This window comes from Psychromicrobium lacuslunae, from assembly GCF_000950575.1.
Lineage (GTDB): Bacteria > Actinomycetota > Actinomycetes > Actinomycetales > Micrococcaceae > Renibacterium > Renibacterium lacuslunae.
The window spans coordinates 37,608-57,275 of record NZ_CP011005.1 but is presented as its reverse complement, the minus strand read 5'-3'; the positions used below and the strand labels follow the sequence as shown (position 1 = coordinate 57,275).

General features: G+C 60.1%; 18 protein-coding genes. 10 read left to right on the top strand and 8 right to left on the bottom strand.

Translation table 11 applies throughout. From position 1 onward, the window contains the following. Positions 1 to 58: 58 nt before the first annotated feature. From UM93_RS00245 to UM93_RS00215, 7 genes are read right to left on the bottom strand one after another with little or no spacing between them, the layout of a single operon-like run. Positions 59 to 1,108, bottom strand: a complete 1,050-nt coding sequence (locus tag UM93_RS00245; protein WP_045072942.1) for a YihY/virulence factor BrkB family protein — start codon at positions 1,106 to 1,108, stop codon at positions 59 to 61. Further along, positions 1,080 to 1,646, bottom strand: a complete 567-nt coding sequence (locus UM93_RS00240; protein ID WP_045072941.1) for a 2'-5' RNA ligase family protein — start codon at positions 1,644 to 1,646, stop codon at positions 1,080 to 1,082. The genes UM93_RS00245 and UM93_RS00240 overlap by 29 nt, the downstream gene beginning before the upstream one ends. A gap of 3 nt (positions 1,647 to 1,649) precedes the next feature. Next, the gene (gene trpS / locus UM93_RS00235) at positions 1,650 to 2,684 is read right to left on the bottom strand and encodes a tryptophan--tRNA ligase (RefSeq protein WP_045072939.1); all 1,035 of its coding nucleotides are present in this window, start codon (positions 2,682 to 2,684) and stop codon (positions 1,650 to 1,652) included. A 9-nt stretch (positions 2,685 to 2,693) separates the two neighbouring features. Beyond that, positions 2,694 to 3,536 (bottom strand): exodeoxyribonuclease III, encoded by an 843-nt coding sequence (locus UM93_RS00230; RefSeq protein WP_234399343.1) that lies wholly within the window; start codon positions 3,534 to 3,536, stop codon positions 2,694 to 2,696. A gap of 10 nt (positions 3,537 to 3,546) precedes the next feature. Continuing rightward, positions 3,547 to 4,089, bottom strand: coding sequence for a hypothetical protein (locus tag UM93_RS00225; RefSeq protein WP_045072937.1), 543 nt, complete (start codon positions 4,087 to 4,089; stop codon positions 3,547 to 3,549). 28 nt (positions 4,090 to 4,117) lie between these two features. Then, a complete protein-coding gene (locus UM93_RS00220; protein ID WP_045072935.1) occupies positions 4,118 to 4,717 on the bottom strand; it encodes a hypothetical protein in 600 nt (199 codons plus the stop codon). Between the two features lie 3 nt (positions 4,718 to 4,720). Beyond that, positions 4,721 to 5,035 (bottom strand): hypothetical protein, encoded by a 315-nt coding sequence (locus tag UM93_RS00215; protein WP_199921786.1) that lies wholly within the window; start codon positions 5,033 to 5,035, stop codon positions 4,721 to 4,723. A gap of 125 nt (positions 5,036 to 5,160) precedes the next feature. On the opposite strand from UM93_RS00215, the gene UM93_RS00210 reads away from it, so the two are divergent. Both UM93_RS00210 and UM93_RS00205 read left to right on the top strand, forming a co-directional pair. Continuing rightward, complete coding sequence (locus UM93_RS00210) at positions 5,161 to 6,360, top strand: sensor histidine kinase (RefSeq protein WP_045072933.1); 1,200 nt, start codon at positions 5,161 to 5,163, stop codon at positions 6,358 to 6,360. Beyond that, on the top strand, positions 6,357 to 7,049 hold the full coding sequence (locus UM93_RS00205) for a response regulator (protein WP_045072931.1): 693 nt from the start codon (positions 6,357 to 6,359) through the stop codon (positions 7,047 to 7,049). Before UM93_RS00210 ends, UM93_RS00205 begins: the two co-directional genes overlap by 4 nt. Here the strand turns inward: UM93_RS00205 and UM93_RS00200 are convergent. Continuing rightward, positions 7,031 to 7,657, bottom strand: coding sequence for a DUF4166 domain-containing protein (locus UM93_RS00200; protein ID WP_045072929.1), 627 nt, complete (start codon positions 7,655 to 7,657; stop codon positions 7,031 to 7,033). The two genes, UM93_RS00205 and UM93_RS00200, sit on opposite strands and share 19 nt — an antisense overlap. A 261-nt stretch (positions 7,658 to 7,918) precedes the next feature. Here UM93_RS00200 and UM93_RS00195 point away from each other — a divergent pair, with 261 nt between their 5' ends. From UM93_RS00195 to UM93_RS00160, 8 genes are all read left to right on the top strand, one after another. After that, a complete protein-coding gene (locus UM93_RS00195; RefSeq protein ID WP_045072927.1) occupies positions 7,919 to 8,848 on the top strand; it encodes a hypothetical protein in 930 nt (309 codons plus the stop codon). A 534-nt stretch (positions 8,849 to 9,382) separates the two neighbouring features. Beyond that, complete coding sequence (locus UM93_RS00190) at positions 9,383 to 10,996, top strand: AMP-binding protein (RefSeq protein ID WP_082056936.1); 1,614 nt, start codon at positions 9,383 to 9,385, stop codon at positions 10,994 to 10,996. After that, positions 10,996 to 12,378 (top strand): citrate/2-methylcitrate synthase, encoded by a 1,383-nt coding sequence (locus tag UM93_RS00185; protein ID WP_052663438.1) that lies wholly within the window; start codon positions 10,996 to 10,998, stop codon positions 12,376 to 12,378. Before UM93_RS00190 ends, UM93_RS00185 begins: the two co-directional genes overlap by 1 nt. A gap of 2 nt (positions 12,379 to 12,380) precedes the next feature. After that, positions 12,381 to 14,912 carry an aconitate hydratase gene (acnA, locus tag UM93_RS00180; RefSeq protein ID WP_045072922.1) on the top strand — a complete coding sequence of 844 codons (2,532 nt, stop codon included), beginning with the start codon at positions 12,381 to 12,383 and terminating at the stop codon, positions 14,910 to 14,912. Further along, positions 14,909 to 16,300 carry a DUF6025 family protein gene (locus UM93_RS00175; RefSeq protein WP_045072920.1) on the top strand — a complete coding sequence of 464 codons (1,392 nt, stop codon included), beginning with the start codon at positions 14,909 to 14,911 and terminating at the stop codon, positions 16,298 to 16,300. Before acnA ends, UM93_RS00175 begins: the two co-directional genes overlap by 4 nt. Beyond that, positions 16,297 to 17,301 (top strand): mandelate racemase/muconate lactonizing enzyme family protein, encoded by a 1,005-nt coding sequence (locus UM93_RS00170; RefSeq protein WP_052663435.1) that lies wholly within the window; start codon positions 16,297 to 16,299, stop codon positions 17,299 to 17,301. The genes UM93_RS00175 and UM93_RS00170 overlap by 4 nt, the downstream gene beginning before the upstream one ends. Further along, entirely contained in the window at positions 17,298 to 18,269 is a 972-nt protein-coding gene (locus tag UM93_RS00165) for a D-2-hydroxyacid dehydrogenase family protein (RefSeq protein ID WP_045072919.1), read from the top strand. Before UM93_RS00170 ends, UM93_RS00165 begins: the two co-directional genes overlap by 4 nt. Positions 18,270 to 18,282: 13 nt before the next feature. Continuing rightward, complete coding sequence (locus UM93_RS00160) at positions 18,283 to 19,617, top strand: LLM class flavin-dependent oxidoreductase (RefSeq protein WP_045072917.1); 1,335 nt, start codon at positions 18,283 to 18,285, stop codon at positions 19,615 to 19,617. Positions 19,618 to 19,668 lie beyond the last annotated feature (51 nt).

Sequence of the window (19,668 nt, the reverse complement as noted above, 5' to 3'; positions counted from 1 at the left end):
TTCGTCGCTCTGGAGACTTTCAGTGGCACAACTGGGAGGGAACCGCGAGGCGTCGTCGCTAGGCTGGCTGTGTCGTCCTGCCTTGCTCGGCATCGGCCTTGCCTACCGCACCCCACCCTGCCGCGATGAGGTATACCTGCGAGAGCAGGTAAAACCAGACGAAGAGACCGAGAATCACCGAGAACGGCGCTAGCAGCGGGTTCTTTCCGGCCACATTTGCCAGCAGCAAGCTGGAGAGCGCGCGTAACACAGTGGAACCCACTGCAGCGATGAGGGCGGTTTGCCAGAGCACGCCTCTTGGCATGGTGACCGCCGAGACTACCCGAAAGAGTGCCATACAAACCGCCAGGTCAAGCAGCAGCAAAACCAGTAGCGAAGCAATGTAAGTGATCGGCCGGACACTCGCCGGATCCAAGGAGAGCGCCGCTATCACGCTGTCCAAAGCGGTCACCACCCCAACACTGATTACCGAGGTGATCACCAGAACTATCCCCAGCACCACCAGGGTGGCGGCATCCTTCAGTTTGAGCAGTATTGGATTCGTCATCAACGGGCCGGAATCAAAAATACCCCTGACGCCCTCCCGCAGGCCACCGATCCAGCCCAGCGAGGTGAGCAGCAGTGCGGCCAGAGAAATCACCAACGCCCAGCCGAAACCGCTGCCGGCATTGAACAAATCCTGAGGAGTGGCCAGACCGCTTTCGCCATCAGACATCTTGATCAGGCCCGGTGTCGATTTATTCACCGCATCGATCACGATATTCTGCAGGTCCCGGTTCCCGTTTGCCACGATGCCGAGAATGGAGAACCCCGCTACCAGCATGGCAGCCACCGAGAAGAACATATTGTAGGCAGAGCCGGCTGCCAGCAGCGGACCGTGCCGCAAGGAGTAAGTCTGGAAGGCACGCATCGGTCTGAAGAGGTTGAGCGCGGCAAGATAGTACTCGACTCGCGCTTGCAGCGGATTCGGTGCGCCGGGGGCTTTGCGCTTCGCCTTGCTGAGCTCTACCCGCTTCAGTAGCAGCCGCCGCTCAAGCTCCTTACGATCGGTGGGAGCCGGCGTCAATACCGCCGCCTGCTTAGCTTTCGGAATCTTCCTGACCGCCAAAAAACAGCTCCTCCTGCAGTTGCCACACGCCGTCGGCGTCGTGCTCATACAGTCCCATGCTATCCACTGGGAACTCAGCTTGATAGGAAGCAAGGCGTCGCTGCGCCTCGTCCATGGCCAGTTCGGAGACATCGTGGGCCACCGTGACATGAGGATAGAACGGGAACGGCAAATCTCTGGCCAGCGGTCCGTCCTGGAGTTTTTCATGCAAGGCGACGCAGTCCTCAAAACCTCTCACCACATTGAGATATACCACCGGGGACACCGGTCGGAAAGCCCCGGTGCCTTGCAGTTGAACCTGGAAACCATGCTGCTCAGCGGCCACCGCCCGGACGTGTTCCAGCACCGCTTGCCAGTCTTCTGCGGGCGTGGTGGTGACCAAAGTGATGTGGCCCGGGACCACCTCGGCGAGTGGGTCGCCAAAGGAGGCACGCCAGCTTTTCAGTTCGCTGGCGAAAGGTTCCGGCAGGGCTACTACGACACCGACCAAGCGCGGTTGATCGCCCGCTACCTGCTCCCCCGGTTCAATTTCCGACATGGACTAGTTATCCTCGGCCCCAAGCGGCAAAGCGGGCAGGAATCCTACCTTCCGGTACACCTGTTCAACTGTTTCAGCGGCGATATCACGTGCTTTCTGCGCACCGACGGCGAGCAATCGATCCAGCTCAGCCGGATCAGCCAAAAGCTCCTCGGCTCGGCTCTTGATCGGGCCTAGTCGATCCACCACGATCTCAGCCAGATCGACCTTGAGATGACCGTACATCTTGCCTTGATATTGCTCTTCGAGCTCGTCCACCGTGTGCCCGGTGATCACCGAGTGAATGGTGAGCAAATTAGAGACGCCCGGTTTGTTCTCCCGATCAAAGCGGATTTCGGTGCCATCGTCGGTCACTGCCGACTTAATTCGCTTTGCAATAGTCTTGGCATCGTCGAGCAGATTGATCAGGCCCGCCGGAGACTGCGCGGACTTAGACATTTTCGCGGTTGGATTCTGCAAATCGTAAATCTTCGCGGTGTCCTTCTGGATCGCCGGTTGCGGCACCACAAAAGTCTCGGAGAAACGGGAGTTGAAGCGTTGCGCCAGATCACGGCTGAGTTCAACATGCTGCCGCTGATCCTCGCCAACCGGCACAAATTGCGGGTTGTAGAGCAAAATGTCCGCCGCTTGCAGGATCGGGTAGGTGAAAAGGCCAACGCTGGCGCTGTCGGTCCCCTGCTTCTGACTCTTGTCTTTGAACTGAGTCATCCGGGAAGCTTCACCAAAACCGGTCAAACAATTGAAAACCCAGGCTAGCTGAGTGTGCTCCGGCACATGCGACTGCACAAAAAGCGTTGATTTCTCAACGTCAACACCGCCAGCGATGTACTGCGCAGCGGTCACCCGAGTACGACGCGCCAGAATCTCCGGATCCTGGGGCACCGTGATGGCATGCAGATCGGGAATGAAGAAGAAAGCGTCGTATTCCTCCTGCATCCGCACCCAATTCAGCAAGGCGCCCAGGTAGTTCCCCAGGTGCAGGGAATCAGCGGAAGGCTGCATGCCAGAAAGGATCCTGGCGCGTTGAATCTCAGACATAACTACCGTTCAGCGGATGGTGTAATCGACGACGAGCGGGGCGTGATCGGACCAGCGCAAGTCATAGCTCGCGGCGCGATCAACCACGGCCGAGCTGGCAGCTGCCGCAAGCGCCGGGTTAGCCATCTGGTAGTCAATCCGCCAACCGGTGTCGTTATCGAAGGCCTGGCCACGCTGTGACCACCAGGTATAGGGACCTTCTACCGGTCCGGAAAGTTCGCGGTGCACGTCCTTCCAACCGATTTCCTCGCCGAAGAAACGGTCGAAATAGGCACGTTCCTCGGGCAGGAAGCCAGCGTTCTTGACGTTGCCTTTCCAGTTCTTAATGTCCAAGGTGGTGTGCCCAACGTTGAGGTCACCCACCACCAGGGCATAGTCCGAGTGCGCAGCCAGCTGCGGCAGCCGGGTAATCATCACATCTAAGAAGCGGTACTTATCGACCTGTTTAGGCGTATCAACCTCGCCGGAGTGCACATAGGCGCTCACCACGGTGAGCTGCTTGCCGTCAGAGAGCCGGTAATCCGCCTCGACCCAACGACCGGCGGTAGCAAAGTAGTCATCGCCGATGCCGATTCGGGTAGCAATCGGCTCAACGGAGTCCTTTCGCGACGCAATCGCGACCCCGGCCCGGCCCTTGGCTTCCGCAGCGGCCAGCAGCAGGTGCCAGTCCTCGGAAAGATACCCCTCGACCACGTCGTCTGGGGCACGAACTTCTTGCAGGCACAGGATGTCAACATCACGCGAGGGCAGCCATTCGGCCATTCCCTTGCGGTAGGAGGCCCGGATTCCGTTCACATTGACGGAAGCCACGCGGAGCGCGTTCTTCGCTTTTTCTATGCTTGGAGTACTCACCCGACCAACTCTACCCGTCGATCACGACGCCGGTCACCGGCTCAGAGCCAGGATCGTCCTTCTTGTTCACACCCAGCATGTCCCGACCATTGTGTGCAGTGATTTGAATGGTTTCCAATGCTCGTTCAATAGCTTCCTGATCCTTGGCGTTGGCAAGCTGATCGGCAATCACTCTGGCCTGCACCTGAACAATTTTGAAGCTGTGGTCCAGTTTCATATCCCGCACCCCATCAGTGGGCACCGCATCAACCAGCTGGGTGCCAGCGTCCGGGGGTGTCGGCTGGCCCTGCTTTTGAAAACTGGACTGCGCTCGACGAATCTGATCGGCGCCGAAGCGCGCAGCCCGATACACCCCGATGTAGACCAGGGTGGCCAAGATCAGCCAGGCCAGCGCCACCACCACAATGAACCAACCGAGCACCGTGTTGTTATTTGCCGCCATGACCAGGGCAACCAGGAACACCACGGCCAAGATGATCGGCCCAACAGCCGCCCAGCGGCCCGGGCGACGCTTATTACTGGCTGATGCGCTGTCTGTGCTTTGCGGGAACATCTTCCCATTCTTTCAGCTTTAAGGCGCTTCAGCCGCCGTTAGAGCGGGCTTCCGCGCCGGGCGAACGCTGCTCGGCAGACTTCCCGCTCTCAAACAACGGTCCGAACAGCAACCATAGGCCGGCGATCGCCCAGGCTCGGCCAATCCACCAAAGCAAAGTCTGCTGAGCCTCGGGCTTGGCGAAGAAGACGATCAGGCCGAGCAACACCAGCGAAGCGATCGCCGCAGCAGTGACCACTCGGTACCATTCTTTCCAAGCCGCGGCCCGCTTTTCCGCACCGGGCCGCGGCTTGGCCGGTGGCGGCGGCCCAGCGGCGAAGCGATGGGCGAAGCGGACATCGACGTAGCGCACCATAGCTGGCCCGAAGGCCAGGCTGACTCCCAGATAATAGGCCGCCAGCCCATGCACCCATTCAACCTCCGCGCCGCGCATTAGATCCAAGGCAACAGCCACCACCAAGACAACGTCGAGCAACGGGATCCCTGCCAAAACAGCAGCGCTAACTCTGCGCAGCCGCAGTAAATAGCGCAACGCCAAGCCGCCTAACAGTAAAACCCACAACCCAACCTCACACGCCACGATCAGCGCTACGATCGGGTTCTGCTGGGCCGCCTGCAGAATATCCATTGCTTAGCCCGCGTTTCCGCCGGGAAGATCCCGGTGAGCTGATGGGGCCGTACCGTCCTGCTGCTTAGTGCGTTCCGCGGGGTCCGCCGCAGCAGGTTTCCGCCCCAAGGAAAACAGCGTGATCACCGAATCAATGAGCCAGACAATGCTCCAGATCCGCGAGGTATTAGCCGTCCACAACTGCCCGTCAATGGAACTAAAAATGGAGTTCAACGGAGTTCGACCACTGAGTACCTCCCATGGCCAGGAATAGCCAAGTGCGAAGAAGATGAGCTGCGCGATCAGGAAGATCGCGGTGTGCAGCAACCAATGTTTCATACCTTGAGTCTGCCGATCGCTCCACCGCCGCACATCCGCCATCGGCAGGAGGGCGCCTCCTCCTTTCGAAGGAGTCATTGACTAGCAGGCTTGTCGGCCAACCGAACAGAAGGAAAGAATGAAGTATGACGCCGCGGCCCTTTCAACTGTTGACTCGGCTGCCACGCGCCGACTTGGGCATTGCGCTGTTCTATCTAGTTTTCGGTGCGATCGTACAACTCGCTGGAATCAATATCCTGAGCAGTTTCCCTTTGCATCTTGGTCTGGGCCCGGCGCTCTGGCCGGTGGCATTGCTGCTCGGCTGCGCGGGGGTGACACTACGCAGTACCCGGCCAAAGTTAATGATCACGCTGTGTGCGATAGCGGCAGCGCTGGCCTTGCTCAGCGATGCGGGCATTATCTGCCTGCTGCTCGTTTTCGAAATAATCTTCAGCGGTGTGCTCTACGGTTCGGAGCGGTTGAGTCGGGCCAGCCAGCTGGTGGCCGTGCTGCTGAGCGTGCTGAGCGTGCTCTGGGCGGTGGCGGCGACCGCGAACTTACAAGCCATTCTGGCTTTCGCGCTACAGGCAGTGATTGTCTTCCTCACCCCAATGTGGTGGGCAGGCAATGTCCGCACGCATCGGCAGATCGCTCAGGCTGAACAGCAAAGGGCCGATCAGGCGGCCCAGTTAGTAGCTCAGGAACGACGGCTCGCGGCACTTGACACCCAGCTCGCCATTGCCACCGAGCGCAGCAGAATGGCTCGGGATCTCCATGATGTGATCGCTGGCAGACTTTCCGCGATTGCGCTGCAGAGCGAGGCAGCTCTGCGCAGCACAGACCCCGAGCTGCAAAGTGAGGTGCTGCAAACCGCGCGGCGCAGCTCAGTGCAAGCGTTGACTGATATGCGGCAGATGATCGATATGCTGCATGGCGGCGGCCCCGATCCCGATTCGCGGCAATCTGCTGGCGCGGCTGATCTAGCGGCCGAGCTCCGCGCGCTCGCCAAGAACAGCAGTTCACTAGATGCCGAGATCGAACTGGACTTTAGCGCTGTGCCGGAGATTTCGGCGGGCAGCGCCAATACGCTGTACCGAATCTGCCAGGAAGCCTTGGTCAACGCGGCAAAACACGCTCCCGGGCAGCGCATTCTGATTGACTTGCACGCCGCCGGCGAGGACGTGGTACTTCGGGTGTATAACCGGCTACCGAAGGAACTACCCGCCCCGCAGGGCACGGGCCGCGGTTTGCAGAATATGGCCTTCCGCGCACAGCAATTGGGCGGCACCTTTGCTGCATCGGCGATAGCTGAGCAGTGGCAACTCGAAACCCGGATCCCCCGATGAGCCGCAAAAGCATCAGAGTGCTGCTCGCGGACGACCATGCGGCAATCCGGCAGGGACTGCGGATGATCCTCTCCGCTGAAACGGATCTGGAGGTGGTTGGTGAGGCAGCGGATGGCAACACAGCCGTACAGATGAGCCAGCAACTCGAACCGGATGTATTGCTGATGGATATCAGGATGCCGGGGATGGACGGGGTCGAGGCTACTCGTCGGATCACCGAATTCGGCACCGCCAAGGTGCTAATTCTGACGACTTTCGACCTTGACGACTATGTGCTGGCGGCGCTGCGCGCCGGGGCATCTGGATTCTTGCTGAAATCCGCCTCCGCTGAGGAACTGTTGAACGGCATTCGTAAGGTCAACAGCGGGCATTCCGTGCTCGCAACCGAAGTGACCGAGGTGGTGATTAGGAATATGCGGGCGGCAGCCTCGGCCAGCGTTCATCCAAAGACCGAGCCAGATCTGGGCGAGCTGACCGAACGCGAATTAGAGGTACTGAAGGCGGTGGGTGCGGGTTGGACCAATCAGCAAGCTGCACGGCGCCTGGGCATCGCTGAAACTACGGTGAAAACTCACGTCTCTAGAATCTTCAGCAAGCTAGGCCTAGTCTCGCGGGTGCAGGCAGCCATTTTCTGTCTAGAAAACGGTATTAGTACCAAGCCAGGCCGTGATCAATCGGATTCGATCTGATAGTTGAACCTTCCCTGATATTGATAGAGCAGACCAAGCTGCGGTTGTCGCAATTCCATCGAGATTCGCTGCAGACCGGTGGATTCATCGACGCCCTCGGTGATCTGCACAGTGGGCGCAATCACTCGGGGCAGGGTGAACCGTCGGCCAAGTAGCCGCACACTGATCGCCTCGCTCCGCAGTTCAAGTTGGCCATTCTGGGCGCTGACCAGAAGAGAGGCTGCCAACCTGCCGCTGCTACCTAGGTAGTCCACCAGCCGAGTCGTGGATTTCGAAGCCGGTTCCGCCGTAATGGCATCGATCATCACCCGGCTGCCCGCCTCGAAGTGGAAACTGCGACGAGCACGGATCAACTTCACGCCCTGGGCCGTCTGCGGTCGATTTTCTATCTCAAATCGCACTTCCGACTGCCAAACCGGGAAAATTATCCGGTCCCAACTCAGCACCAGAAACACCGGCCATAACCAGCGATGCGGACTGCCTACGCGATCAAAGATGCCACTGCCGCGGCCGACCTGGCCCACCGGAATCTCGCTGAAATAACTCTGCAGCCGAGGGTGAAGCTGGTCGAGCAAACCCGGATGCGCCGCTTCCCACACTGAACTCATGCTCTGAGCCTAGAGCTTGCCGCGATCAGAATTGAACATTCTCTCGGCAAGCTCGGAATATCCCAGGTTCGCTCCGAAACGAGTCAGTCCCTTCCTCTTGAGGATCATTGGAAATGATGACAAGATCTTTGAGTGGATTTAACTATCGTATGGATATAAAAGAAATCCACTTCACTCCATCCAGCAACTCGATCGCGCCGTCGGCAACTCAATACACCCGAGCCAGAACTAATGACCACGGCCAGCAGAAGGGAACCTCAGATGAAAATGATCGTGCGACGCACCGGTGCGACACTCGCCACGGCAGCCTTAGCCTGCGGCCTGATGAGCATCGCCAGCAACTCCCTAGCAACCACCGCAGACAGTAGCGCTATCGGCATTCCCGGCACGAATACTTGCTCGGCAGGACTGCTCGGCGTGAACGCCAAGCAGCAAATCATTAACTACTTCTACTCAAGCACCAATGGCACCGGCTCCCTGAGCAGCAGCATCCAGAACAATGCATCACTGGGCTTCACACCCAGGACGCTCGTCCACAAACGCACCACCGGCCCAGATCCGTCGCCTAATTGGCTTGGCACTTCCGGCTCGGACTACTACGCGAACGCGAGCGATGGCAGCCTTTACGTGATCGGTCTCAATAACGACAACACGATCACCAAAAAGAAGGTGAACGGCACGTGGGGAAGCATCCGAAAAATGACTACCACCCTCGGCATCTCAGGTACCGCCGACGCGATAGCCTACGCGCTGACCGATCAGGGCGGCCTCAACCGTTACACACTGCCAGCCAAGCCAGAGAATATGACCGGAACGACCGTGGTCGCCACCTCGGGCTGGCAAAATGTGAACACGCTGAGCTACTACTATTCCAAAAAGTTAGCTGACGGGGACATTGGCGACGTACTACTTGCCACCACAAAGGCCGGTCAGCTTATTGAATACACGCTACCGAGAAAAACGCCTGGAAAGTGGAGCTCAGTCGTTGTCCGATCAACCTCATGGCAAAACATCACCACCCTATCTAGGGGCGGCTGCCTTTCAGGCCCACTAACGCCGTGGATCGGGATGCTGGGCAGCGGAGACGCCTACTTGTACACGGACAAGAACTACGCCACACCGGTGAGTGGAGACATCGCCGGGCTGGGGCATCTCGCCACCGGCTGGCCAACCAACAGCTACCCGAACTAACCACTCCGATACCGCCTCAGCACTACCCGATCCGCCGGGCCGGCTCGAATCTTCGAGCTGGCCCGGCGGTTCTTAAACTGAGCGGTAAACGCCCAGAGGATCCTAGGTTTCTTAATCATGACTAACTGAGAAATTGGCGGAATATCCCCAAAAATATCCCGAAAAACAACCTGTGACTTTCCTGACAATCCGCTCAAAAAATACTCAATACAGCCAGCCGATAAGAGCCTGTTGAAAAAGTTCAAATTTGCCCAATTGCCTCAGGCAAATTGGCGGATTTCGGCTACCAAACTCGGGTCGTAAAACCGTGCTTCCATAACTGCAGAAGTGCTCCCCGAACCAGCTACCACCCTTCTCCAGCTGGGTAAAATATCACCCCGATGAGATGCGGGTCACAGCCCTTAAAACTCTTTGCTAAGCTACTTTCGTTTCGCCTGGAATTGTCTCAGGCGACCGGGTTAATTCCGCGACACAAAGCATCGCGCAGACCATAAGGCAGGCGTCATTGACTAATTCGGGGGGAACTGTTTTGCCATGACTACGTCATCACTCGAAAAGCCTTTAACTCCACCATCCCACGCTCAAGACTTCCAGCCTTTGGGCTCAGGTTTATTCCAGCACGCACGTCAGCATCCACGTGATATCGCGCTGCGGTTGGGGACCAGGGACTACTCTTACGGCGAGCTCGCAGCCACGGCCTTACGCTGGGCATCGGGGCTACGCTCCTCCGCAGCGCAGATCAGACGGGTAGGTATTCTGGCTTACCGTAATGAGGTTTCGTACCTCGGAGTGGCCGCTGCGCTAGCCGCTGGTGCGGCCTTCATACCGCTGAATCCTAAATACCCGCTGGCGCGCACTAAATCGATGATCGCCGCCGCCGAACTCGATGTCATCCTGGTGGATGCCGCCAGTGTCCTGCTGCTCCCGGAGCTGGCCGAGGTAATCGGGGCTGGAACCGTCCTGGGCTTTCCGCAAGATACGGTTAGCCACATCGAAGCACTCGGGTTAACCGATGTGGTCTGTTTGGACAGTGCCACGCTGCACTTTTCCAGGCCGCTCACCGAGCCGGTTGCTTCCGCAGCGGATGATCTAGCGTATTTGCTCTTCACCTCGGGCAGCACCGGCGCCCCAAAGGGTGTGCCGATCAGCCACCGCAATGTGCGTTCGCATCTTTCCTGCAATCAACAGCGCTACCGCATCACCGCACAGGACCGACTCTCCCAGACTTTTGAACAAACCTTCGATCTATCAGTTTTTGATATGTTCATGGCCTGGGAACACGGCGCCATGCTCTGCCCGGCCGATCCGATCGAGCTACTCGATCCGGCAAGTTATATCGCTCGAAATGCCCTGACCGTGTGGTTTTCGGTACCCTCGGTGATCACCGCTGCGGAACGTTCAGCAGCACTGCGGCCCGATTCAATGCCGAGTCTTCGGCTCAGCCTGTTCTGCGGTGAGGCGCTCAACGAACAGCAAGCGGTTCGCTGGCAAGCCGCTGCTGGCAACTCAGTTCTGGAGAACCTGTACGGTCCCACCGAGTTGACCATAGCCTGCTCCGTCTACCGCTGGGACCCACTTAGTTCACCGGGTGAATGCGAATTGGGCAGTGTGCCGATCGGTGAGCTATACCCCGAGTTGACCGGTTTTATTCTCGATGAGGCAGGCCATTCGCAGCCCATTGATCCGGGTCTGTCAGGGGAGCTGTGTGTGACCGGCCCTCAGATGACCACTGGATACTGGCACGCACCGGAACTCGACGAGGGCCGATTCATCGACATCAATGGTCTGCGTTGCTATCGCACCGGCGATCGCGTCGCGGTCAGGTCCTCCGGCCTGGTTCATTTGGGTCGTCTGGATCATCAGGTCCAAGTCGGTGGACACCGAGTGGAGTTGGCTGAGGTGGAAGCCGCCCTACGAGCCGAGGGTTGTTTACAGGCGGTATGTCTACCCAGCGTTGACGGGGCAGCACTGCACGGTTTCGTGATCAGCGAGGCCCAAGATGCCGAATTACAGCAAAGGGTACTCAAACGGCTGCCAAACTACATGGTGCCCAGATCGTTCAGCTATCTCGACGAATTTCCACTAAACACCAATGGCAAAATCGACCGAGCCGCGCTCGCGAAGTTGCTCAGCGAGGAAGGTCTCTGATGCTCAGCGTCGATGACGTCATTGCCAAAGCGCTCGGGATGAGGGTTTCGGATATTCGAGATGACCTCGCTTATCAGTCCTCCCCCGACTGGGACTCGCTTGGGCATGTCAACATTATGAGCAGCATCGAGCGAGCCTTCCAGCTAGAGGTCGCTCCCGAACAAGTGCATCAATTGCGTACGGTGGCCGAGATAAAAGATTTCGTGGCGGCTGGCGGCAAGCTGCAAGGGACTGGTTCGAGTCAGCAAACGCAGCCAGCCACCGTGCACCGCGGTCTGGACGGCGTCGAATTCGATCTCTCGTCAATCACCCGCATCGACGGCGAGCGCGGCGAACTTGAGTATCGCGGTTTCAGCATCCACGATCTGGTTGACCGCGCCAGCGCGGAGGAAGTGATGCACCTGCTGATCGAAGGTTACTTGCCCTCTGATCAGGAACTTGCCGGGCTGCACGGTGCCCTGCTGGAGGGAATGAACTTAGCCAGCCCGATTACTGATTTGATCCGCACTTTCCACCAGGCGCACCCGCTTGAGCTGCTTCGCACCGCGGTTTCGGCACTCGGCATGCTCTCAGAGGCTAGCGCCCAGGGTGTCTTCGACGAGACCGTCGAGCAGGCCCGGGTTCGAGGACTGAGCTTGCTCGGCGCGGTGCCGATGATTCTCGCCACTCAACTCGCACTACGCCAGGGCAGGCCACTGCCCCGGCCACGCGCCGAGGCTTGCTATGCGGAAAACGTCCTGGAAGCCCTCACCGGGGCAACGCCAAGCCCGGTCGCCGTCAAGGTTTTCAACCGCGCGCTGGTGATCCACGCCGATCATAGCTCCAATGCTTCGACCTTCGCTGCCCGGGTGGCGACCAGTACTGAGGCCGGAATTATTAATGCCATCACAGCTGCTATTGCCACTTTCACCGGACGGCGACACGGCGGCGCTTCCGAGGGTGTGCTCGATGTCTTTGACGAACTTGACGACCCGGCGGATGCTGCGGACTATGTGGCGAGGAAACACGAAGCCGGCGAACCGGTGATGGGTTTCGGACATCGGGTCTACCGCGTCACCGACCCGCGTGCCGGGCATCTGCGGGATTGCGTGCTTGAGCTTTCCGGCGCCCTCGGCGATAGCCGGCAATTGGATATCCTCGATGCGCTCAGTGCGGCAATGGCGCCACGAGCCAGGCACGGGGTGGCACCGAACGTCGATCTGTACGCCGGGCTCAGCTATCGGCTGCTGGGCATTCCTGAGGACTTCGCGGTGGCCATCTTCGTGCTCGGCCGACTACCGGGCTGGATCGCGCACGTTTTGGAGCAGCGCACCAATAATGTGCTGATCCGGCCGCTGCTGCGGTACCAACAACCTGACTCGGCGCTCGGAAGGCGGCAGTAATTATGACCGGAATCATTACCGGGAACGACACGGCACCGAGGGCCGGAGTCGACCTAGCCAGCGCCCTAGCCGAAGCGGGTCGACGGGCGGCAGAGGTACCCTTCACCAAACGGCTGTTGGCCGCTAATTTGCTGGCTCGGGGCGAAACTACTGTAGCGCAGCAACTTCTTCGGCCCAGCACTGGTCATGATGAACAATTTGAAGTGTCGATGCAGCCGAGCCGGATGGTGATGCAGGACTACACCGCGGTACCGATGCTGGTCGACCTCGCCGCGTTACGCGACGCCACCGATGATCCAGCCCGGGTCAACCCGCTGGTTCCGGTGGACATTGTGATTGATCATTCGGTGCAGGCTGAGTGGACTGCCGGGCCGCTGGCCTTGACTCGCAACGAGTCCACCGAGTTGCAACGCAATGCGGAACGGTTCGCCTTCCTGAAATGGGCGGAAGAAGCGATTGACAATGTGACCGTGCATCCGCCAGGTGCCGGGATAGTCCACCAGATCAATATTGAACGGCTCTGCACTCTCGTCGTGGAGAGCGAAAAGGGCTGGCTGCCGGAAACAGTGCTCGGCACCGATAGCCATACCACCATGATGAACGGCCTCGGGGTGCTGGGCTGGGGAGTCGGCGGGATGGATGCTCAATCGGTGCTGCTTGGCGAAGCGCTGACCTTCCGGATGCCACAGCTCGTCGGGATTAAACTCATCGGCACCCTGGGTGAGACCGCACAAGCCAGCGACCTGGCACTGGTTATCGCGCAACGGATTAGGGACGCCAAACTCGGCCCGGCGATGATCGAGTTCTGCGGCAGCGGAGTCGGTACGCTCTCGGTGCCCGACCGCTGCACGGTAGCCAATATGGCTCCCGAATACGGTGTGATGTCCGCGCTCTTCCCCACCGACGCCCAGGTGCTCGACTATCTCGCGTTGACTGGTCGGCCAGCTGAGGTGGTCGAGGCCGCCCAGCAGGTGCTTGACTCGATGGGCCTAATGCATGATTACGATGACTCAGTCACGCCCTGCTTCGACCGAGTCATTGAGATCGACCTCTCGACAATTTTCGCCAGCCTGGCCGGTCCTTCACGGCCTGACCAGTTAGTCTCCCCAGCTTCGCTAGGGGCCTCTTTCGGCGAGGTATGTGAGGCGCTGCCGGACGCGGCCGGCCGTCGTCAACTGAGCTCCGGAGCGGTGGCTATCGCTGCCATCACCTCTTGCACCAATACCGCTAACCCCGCCGCGATGATCGCCGCCGGATTGCTTGCTCGGCGAGCCAGGGAACGTGGCTGCATGGTTCCTAGCTGGGTAAAAACCAGTCTGTCCCCGGGATCCCCCTCGGTGACCAAATATCTCAGCGATTCCGGTCTGCTCGATGATCTAGAACACTTCGGCTTCCACGTTGCCGGCTACGGTTGCATGACCTGCAACGGCGGTGGTGGCGAACTGCTGCCAGCGGTCAGCCAGGCCATCGAAAACGAGAATCTTCAAGTGGCGGCGGTGGTTTCCGGAAATCGTAACTTCCCGGGCCGGGTGCATGCCGATACCGCCGGCACCTACCTCACCTCGCCCGCCCTGGTGGTGGCGATGGCCATTGCCGGCACGGTCGCACTCGATCTGCACCATGAGCCGATCGCACTCGACCAGGATGGCCAAGCTGTTATGCTGAGCGAGCTTTGGCCCAGCCGGGAAGAGATCGCCGAGACGGTACGCAGCTTCGTTACTGCCGAGGCACTCGCCCAGCGGCGTCAGGAACATGAGCTTTGGCAGAACCTGCAGGTGCCTAGTGGCGCTCGCTATCCTTGGTCAGCCGAATCAACCTATCTCCGTTCGCCGTCCTATGTTTCGACCGACCGGCAGCCCTTCGCCGCCCGAGCAGGCTTCAGGGTGCTGCTGGCGTTGGGCGATAATGTAACCACCGATGATATCTCGCCGGTCGGCAGCATTTCGCTGAACTCTGTGGCTGGGAAATACCTCCGGGAACGCGGCGAAAAAGTGATGAATTCCTTCGGTTCCCGCCGTGGGAACCATGAAGTGATGGCGCGAGGGGCTTTTAGCAACGCCAAGCTCCGGAACGCTTTGACGCCAGACAGTCCCGCCGGGCACACCGTGCACTGGGATTCCGGGGACATTCTGCCGACCTACGAAGCCGCTGCACGTTATCGAGCCTCCGAAACACCGCTCGTGGTGCTCGCCGGGCAACGTTACGGCTCAGGTTCCTCGCGCGACTGGGCTGCGAAGGCACCGGGCTTGCTCGGCGTGCAAGCAGTGCTTGCGGAGAGTTTCGAGTCAATCCACCGCAATAACCTGTGCGCGATGGGAATAGCTCCCATCGTGCTCCCGGCATCGTGGCGCGAACTCGGCCTAAGCGGTGCGGAGGAACTCGAACTCTCAGCGAGCGGCGACGGGGAGCTGCAACTGTCCAGCTCGGCCGGGCATTCAGTGACCGTGCAACTCGATATTAGAACCGAGCGGGAGCGCAGGCTGCTGTCCAGCGGCGGGGTCTTCGCGGCATTCCTCGAGGACATCGGGGCATGAGCATTGACACCCGCGAGCTGATTAGTGAACTGCGGCTCGAAGAATCATTCGGTGCCCAGGAAGTTGCCGCCGGACGCCGTTCAATAGCCGCAGTGCACCTGGGCCTTGGCTCGCTCACAATCGGCAAGGTGCTGCAACTGATCGAAGCCGACGAGACGTTAACGCCACCGCGCACCGGACATCTCGGCAATTGGTCGGATATTGCGGCGACTCGGGCCGGGCCAATGGATTTCAATTCGACGATCTGCTCGAACGGCTACGGCTACCCCTTGATTTACGGCTTCAACCGCACCGAATCAAGCGCACCCGGTGGTGATGAAGCCTACGCTCCGGGCTCGATCATTGACCGCGGACAACGGATTGAGTTGCCGATCTACACCTGGGACGGCGGCCAGTTCAGCCGCCGTGACCGGGAACAGCCGCTGTTCTGCCCGCTAGTCAAGGTTGAGCACCAGGGTGCGCTGCGACCGCTCGCCGCCACCCAGTGGCAGCGGATGCGCGAGGAAGCGGATTATCCCTTCACCTCTTGGGCTTCGGTGCTGATTAATAACCGGCCCTTGGTTTCAGCGCTGCTCAGCAAACTCATTACCGAGGCTCCTAAGCAGCAGCGCAATCAGGCTTTCGACGAGATCATCAGTCATGCCGTGGCCTTGGACGGCACTGTGCAACGCGGCGCTCTTGAAACCGAAGGCACCGGATTCCGGCTGGCTGGTGTGCATTACCGGGATGCGGAGGCGGTTGCCGAGGCCGCACTGGACCTGGTCTCGGCTCTGTTGGAGCCCGAGGCGTTCTTTGAGCGCATCGGGGCGATGCCCGCGCGGCTACCAGTGATTTCGCTGCAGTGCACCAATGTGCTGTTCGCACTGCTCAGCACACACCGGCACCGCGGCAAAAAAGGACCCCTGGAGGAATCCCCTTATCGGGTTCATCCGCACTGGGGTGCCCGGGCGATGGCCGGTGCACCTCCGCTACGCAGCGGCTACCTGATGCGCACCAGCGCTCAGCGCAGTCTGCGAGCCCTAGTTGACCCGCTTTTGGGCGAATACCCGGAAGTTCAACCCACCGTACTGGCCCTCATCCCGGCAGCCATCTTCATGCTTTGCCCCACCAGCAGAGAGCCTGCCGATGCCGAGCTGCTCGCCGGTTTGTTTGCCGAGGTCGCCGGACTTGGCGTCGAGCAGGCCACCAGCTCGGCGAGCCGCTGGTTCAGCGAGCATCGACAGTCGCTCTCCCCCTACTTACGCAACCGGTTCATCGCCGGAGCCGGGGTACCCCGAGATGCTGATCCCTTAGCGGTCGCCGAATCGGTACAGCCCCCAGGTTTCCGTGAACTGGGCATTGCCGAGGCTTGTGCAATAGCCGCAGCTTTCGAGGCGGGTTCAGCATGATCGCCGCGGAGCTGACCCCCTTTGAGCTGCCCTTGCATACCCCGTTCCGCAATTCGCAAGGGGTTACCCATTCTGTGCACCAGCCATTGCTCGCCCTGAGCGAGCACGAGGTGAGCGGTTATGGCTCGGTGCGCGGCGCGGATCTCGCTGAGCTCGAGGCCATCACCGAATGGCTGAAGCCACGATCGGCTACCGAATCAGAGCTGATTCGTTGGGAACTCAACGCCGCGGGCTATAGCGCCGCGGTGCGCGCCACCGTCGACATTGCGCTGCTCGACCTGCGTGGTCGCCAGCAGGGGCTCAGTGTGCGAACCATGCTGGGCTTGGACGGCGGTCAGCCACCCCCGTCAGCGATCTCGCTTCCGGTTGCCGAACCTGCCGAAACGGCGGCGGCGGCACGGCTGTTGAGCAAGGCACCGGTGCTGAAGCTCAAAGTGACACCGGAAACCGCTATCGGCGCGATCCGCGCGGTTCGATCAGAATATGCAGGTCCGATCCGCATTGACGGCAACGGCTCCTTCAGCGTGGCCCAGGCACTCCACGTGATAGAGCAGGCAGCTGATGAACTGGAACTGTTCGAACAACCCACACCCGCCGCTGACCTGGCCGCACTCGCGGAGCTACATGCCGCCTCCGCGGTGCCGATAGCCGCTGATGAATCAGTTACCGGAATCGCGGCCATCAGTGAATTAGCTGGGAAGGTGAGTTGCGTGAACCTGAAAATGATCAGGATCGGCGGCCTCGGTGAGATGCTCACCGCCCTGGGCTTGGCCCGCACGCTCGGGCTTAGGGTGATGCTCGGCAGCAAACTGGAAAGTTCCTTAGGGCTGACCGCGGTGGCCCAGCTAGCCGGACTCGCCGACTATCTAGATCTAGATGGCGCAAGCCTGCTGGCCGACGATTTCGCCAGCGGTCTGACCTTGTCCGACGGTGTGCTTAAGCTACCCACCGGGCCTGGACTCGGTTGCACCATGAAGAGAGAAGTGAGAAACAAGCCATGACGAAGCGCTTATTGTGCGTGGTACTCGACGATTTTCAGCAAGCCGCCGCGTCGAGCGCGGATTGGTCTGCGCTTGAGGACGCGGTGGAGCTCCGCAGCATCGACCGGCATCCGCAAAGCGAAGACGAGTTGGTGCAACTGATCGCTGACGCCGAGATTGTGGTGACCTTGCGGGAGCGGATCGAATTCCCGCGCACTGTTTTCGAACGCTTGCCGAAGTTGCAGCTGCTGATCGCCACCGGAATGCGTAATTCGGCAATCGACCTGGCCGCCGCAAGCGAACACGGCGTGGTGGTCAGTGGTACCGCGAGCAGTCTCACTCCACCGGCCGAACTGACCTGGGCGCTCATCCTGGGACTGTCTAGACACCTGGTGAGCGAGGATGCCGCAATGCGCTCGGGCGGCTGGCAGAGCACAATAGGTCGGGATCTATTCGGGCACACCCTCGGTGTGATCGGCCTGGGTCGGATCGGGGCCGCGGTGGCCAAAGTTGGACTGGCCTTTGGCATGAAGGTGCAGGCCTGGAGCAGCAACCTTACCGAACAGCGCTGCGCTGAGGTCGGGGTGGAGCTTGCCTCGAGCCTGGAGGCACTGCTCGGGGCAAGCGATGTGGTCAGCATCCACCTCAAGCTCGGCGCCCGCAGCCGGGGACTGATCGGGGCTGAGCAACTTGCTGCGATGCGGCCTTCCGCACTGCTGGTGAACACCTCCAGATCCGCCATCGTGGATCAGCAAGCACTGCTGACGGCGCTCCGCGAGGCCCGGATCGGCGGCGCCGGCCTCGACGTTTTCGATCATGAGCCACTGCCAGCGGATGCTCAGATCAGACAGGCCCCGCGCACTCTTTTAACCCCGCATCTCGGCTATGTCACCGCTGACAATCTCAGCGTCTACTTCACCGAAGCCGTTGAAGACATCAGCGCGTTTCTAGCCGGAACGCCCACCCGAGTACTCAACCAGAGCAATTGAAAGGCCGAGAGAGATGACGAAAAAGAACAGGACCATGGCGCTGGGCGCCTTCCTGCCCGCCCCGGGCCATCACCTGGCTGCCTGGCGGCATCCGGAATCGCACCCGCAAGGCGGTCTGGAATTCGACTACTACCGGCGACTCGCGCTGGCCGCCGAGCGGGGCATGTTCGACTTAATGTTCCTTTCCGACGGGGCCGGGGTGCGGACCGCCTATAAGGATGCCGATGAGCTGAGCCGACAAGGCCGAATGGTGCACTTCGAACCGATCACCCTGCTCTCCGCGCTGGCAACGCACACCAGCCACCTAGGCTTGGTCGCCACCGCCTCCACCTCCTACAACGAGCCCTTTAACATCGCCAGAAAGTTCTCCTCGCTAGACTTCCTCAGCAACGGTCGGGCCGGCTGGAACGTCGTTACCTCGGCCACCGACGCCGAAGCGAAGAACTTCAATCTGGAACGCCAGGCCCCGCACGCCGACCGTTACGCCCGGGCTCGTGAGTTCATGGAAGTTGTCACCGGGCTCTGGGACAGCTGGGAGGATGACGCCTTCCAGTTCGACAAGGACTCCGGTCGTTTCTTCGACCCGGAGAAGCTCCATATTCTGAACCATCAAGGCGAGCACTTCCAGGTTCGGGGCCCGCTTAACCTGGCGCGTTCACCGCAGGGTCAGCCGGTGATCGTGCAGGCCGGCTCCTCACCCGACGGCAAGGATTTTGCGGCGCATTGGGCGGAAGTTGTGTTCACCGTGCAGCAGAACCTCGAGGCCGCTCAAGAGTTCTACCGTGATGTCAAGCAGCGTGCCCAGGACGCCGGGCGTGAGCCCGACCAGCTGAAAGTACTTCCCGGTGTTTTCACCGTGGTCGGTGAAACGCATGACGAAGCTGAAGAAAAGTATCAGCAGTTGCAGTCTCTGGTCGACCCGGTGGTCGGGCTCGGCATGCTGAGCTACCAGCTCGGCATGGTCGACTTGACCGGCCATGACCTCGACGGACCGCTGCCTGAGATGCCAGCCATCGAAGGCAGCACCGGCAAGCAGAACGTGATCGTGCAGCACGCCCGGGAGAACAACCTGACGATTCGCGAACTCTACCTTTCGATCGCCGCCGGGCGTGGCCATCGTTTCCTGCTTGGCACTCCCGTGGAGATCGCTGATCAGCTGGAAGAGTGGTTCGTGGCAGGCGCTGCCGACGGTTTCAATGTCATGCCCGATATGCTGCCGCGTGGTCTGGATGACTTCGCCGATCTGGTAGTTCCGGAACTACAACGGCGGGGCCTGGTGCGCACCGCTTATGAAGGGACCACACTGCGGGAGAATCTGGGTTTGCATCGCCCGGCCCATCGTCACTGAGACGGCAAACAAGACAGTGAGTACGACAGCGAGTGATACCAACGGAGCGAA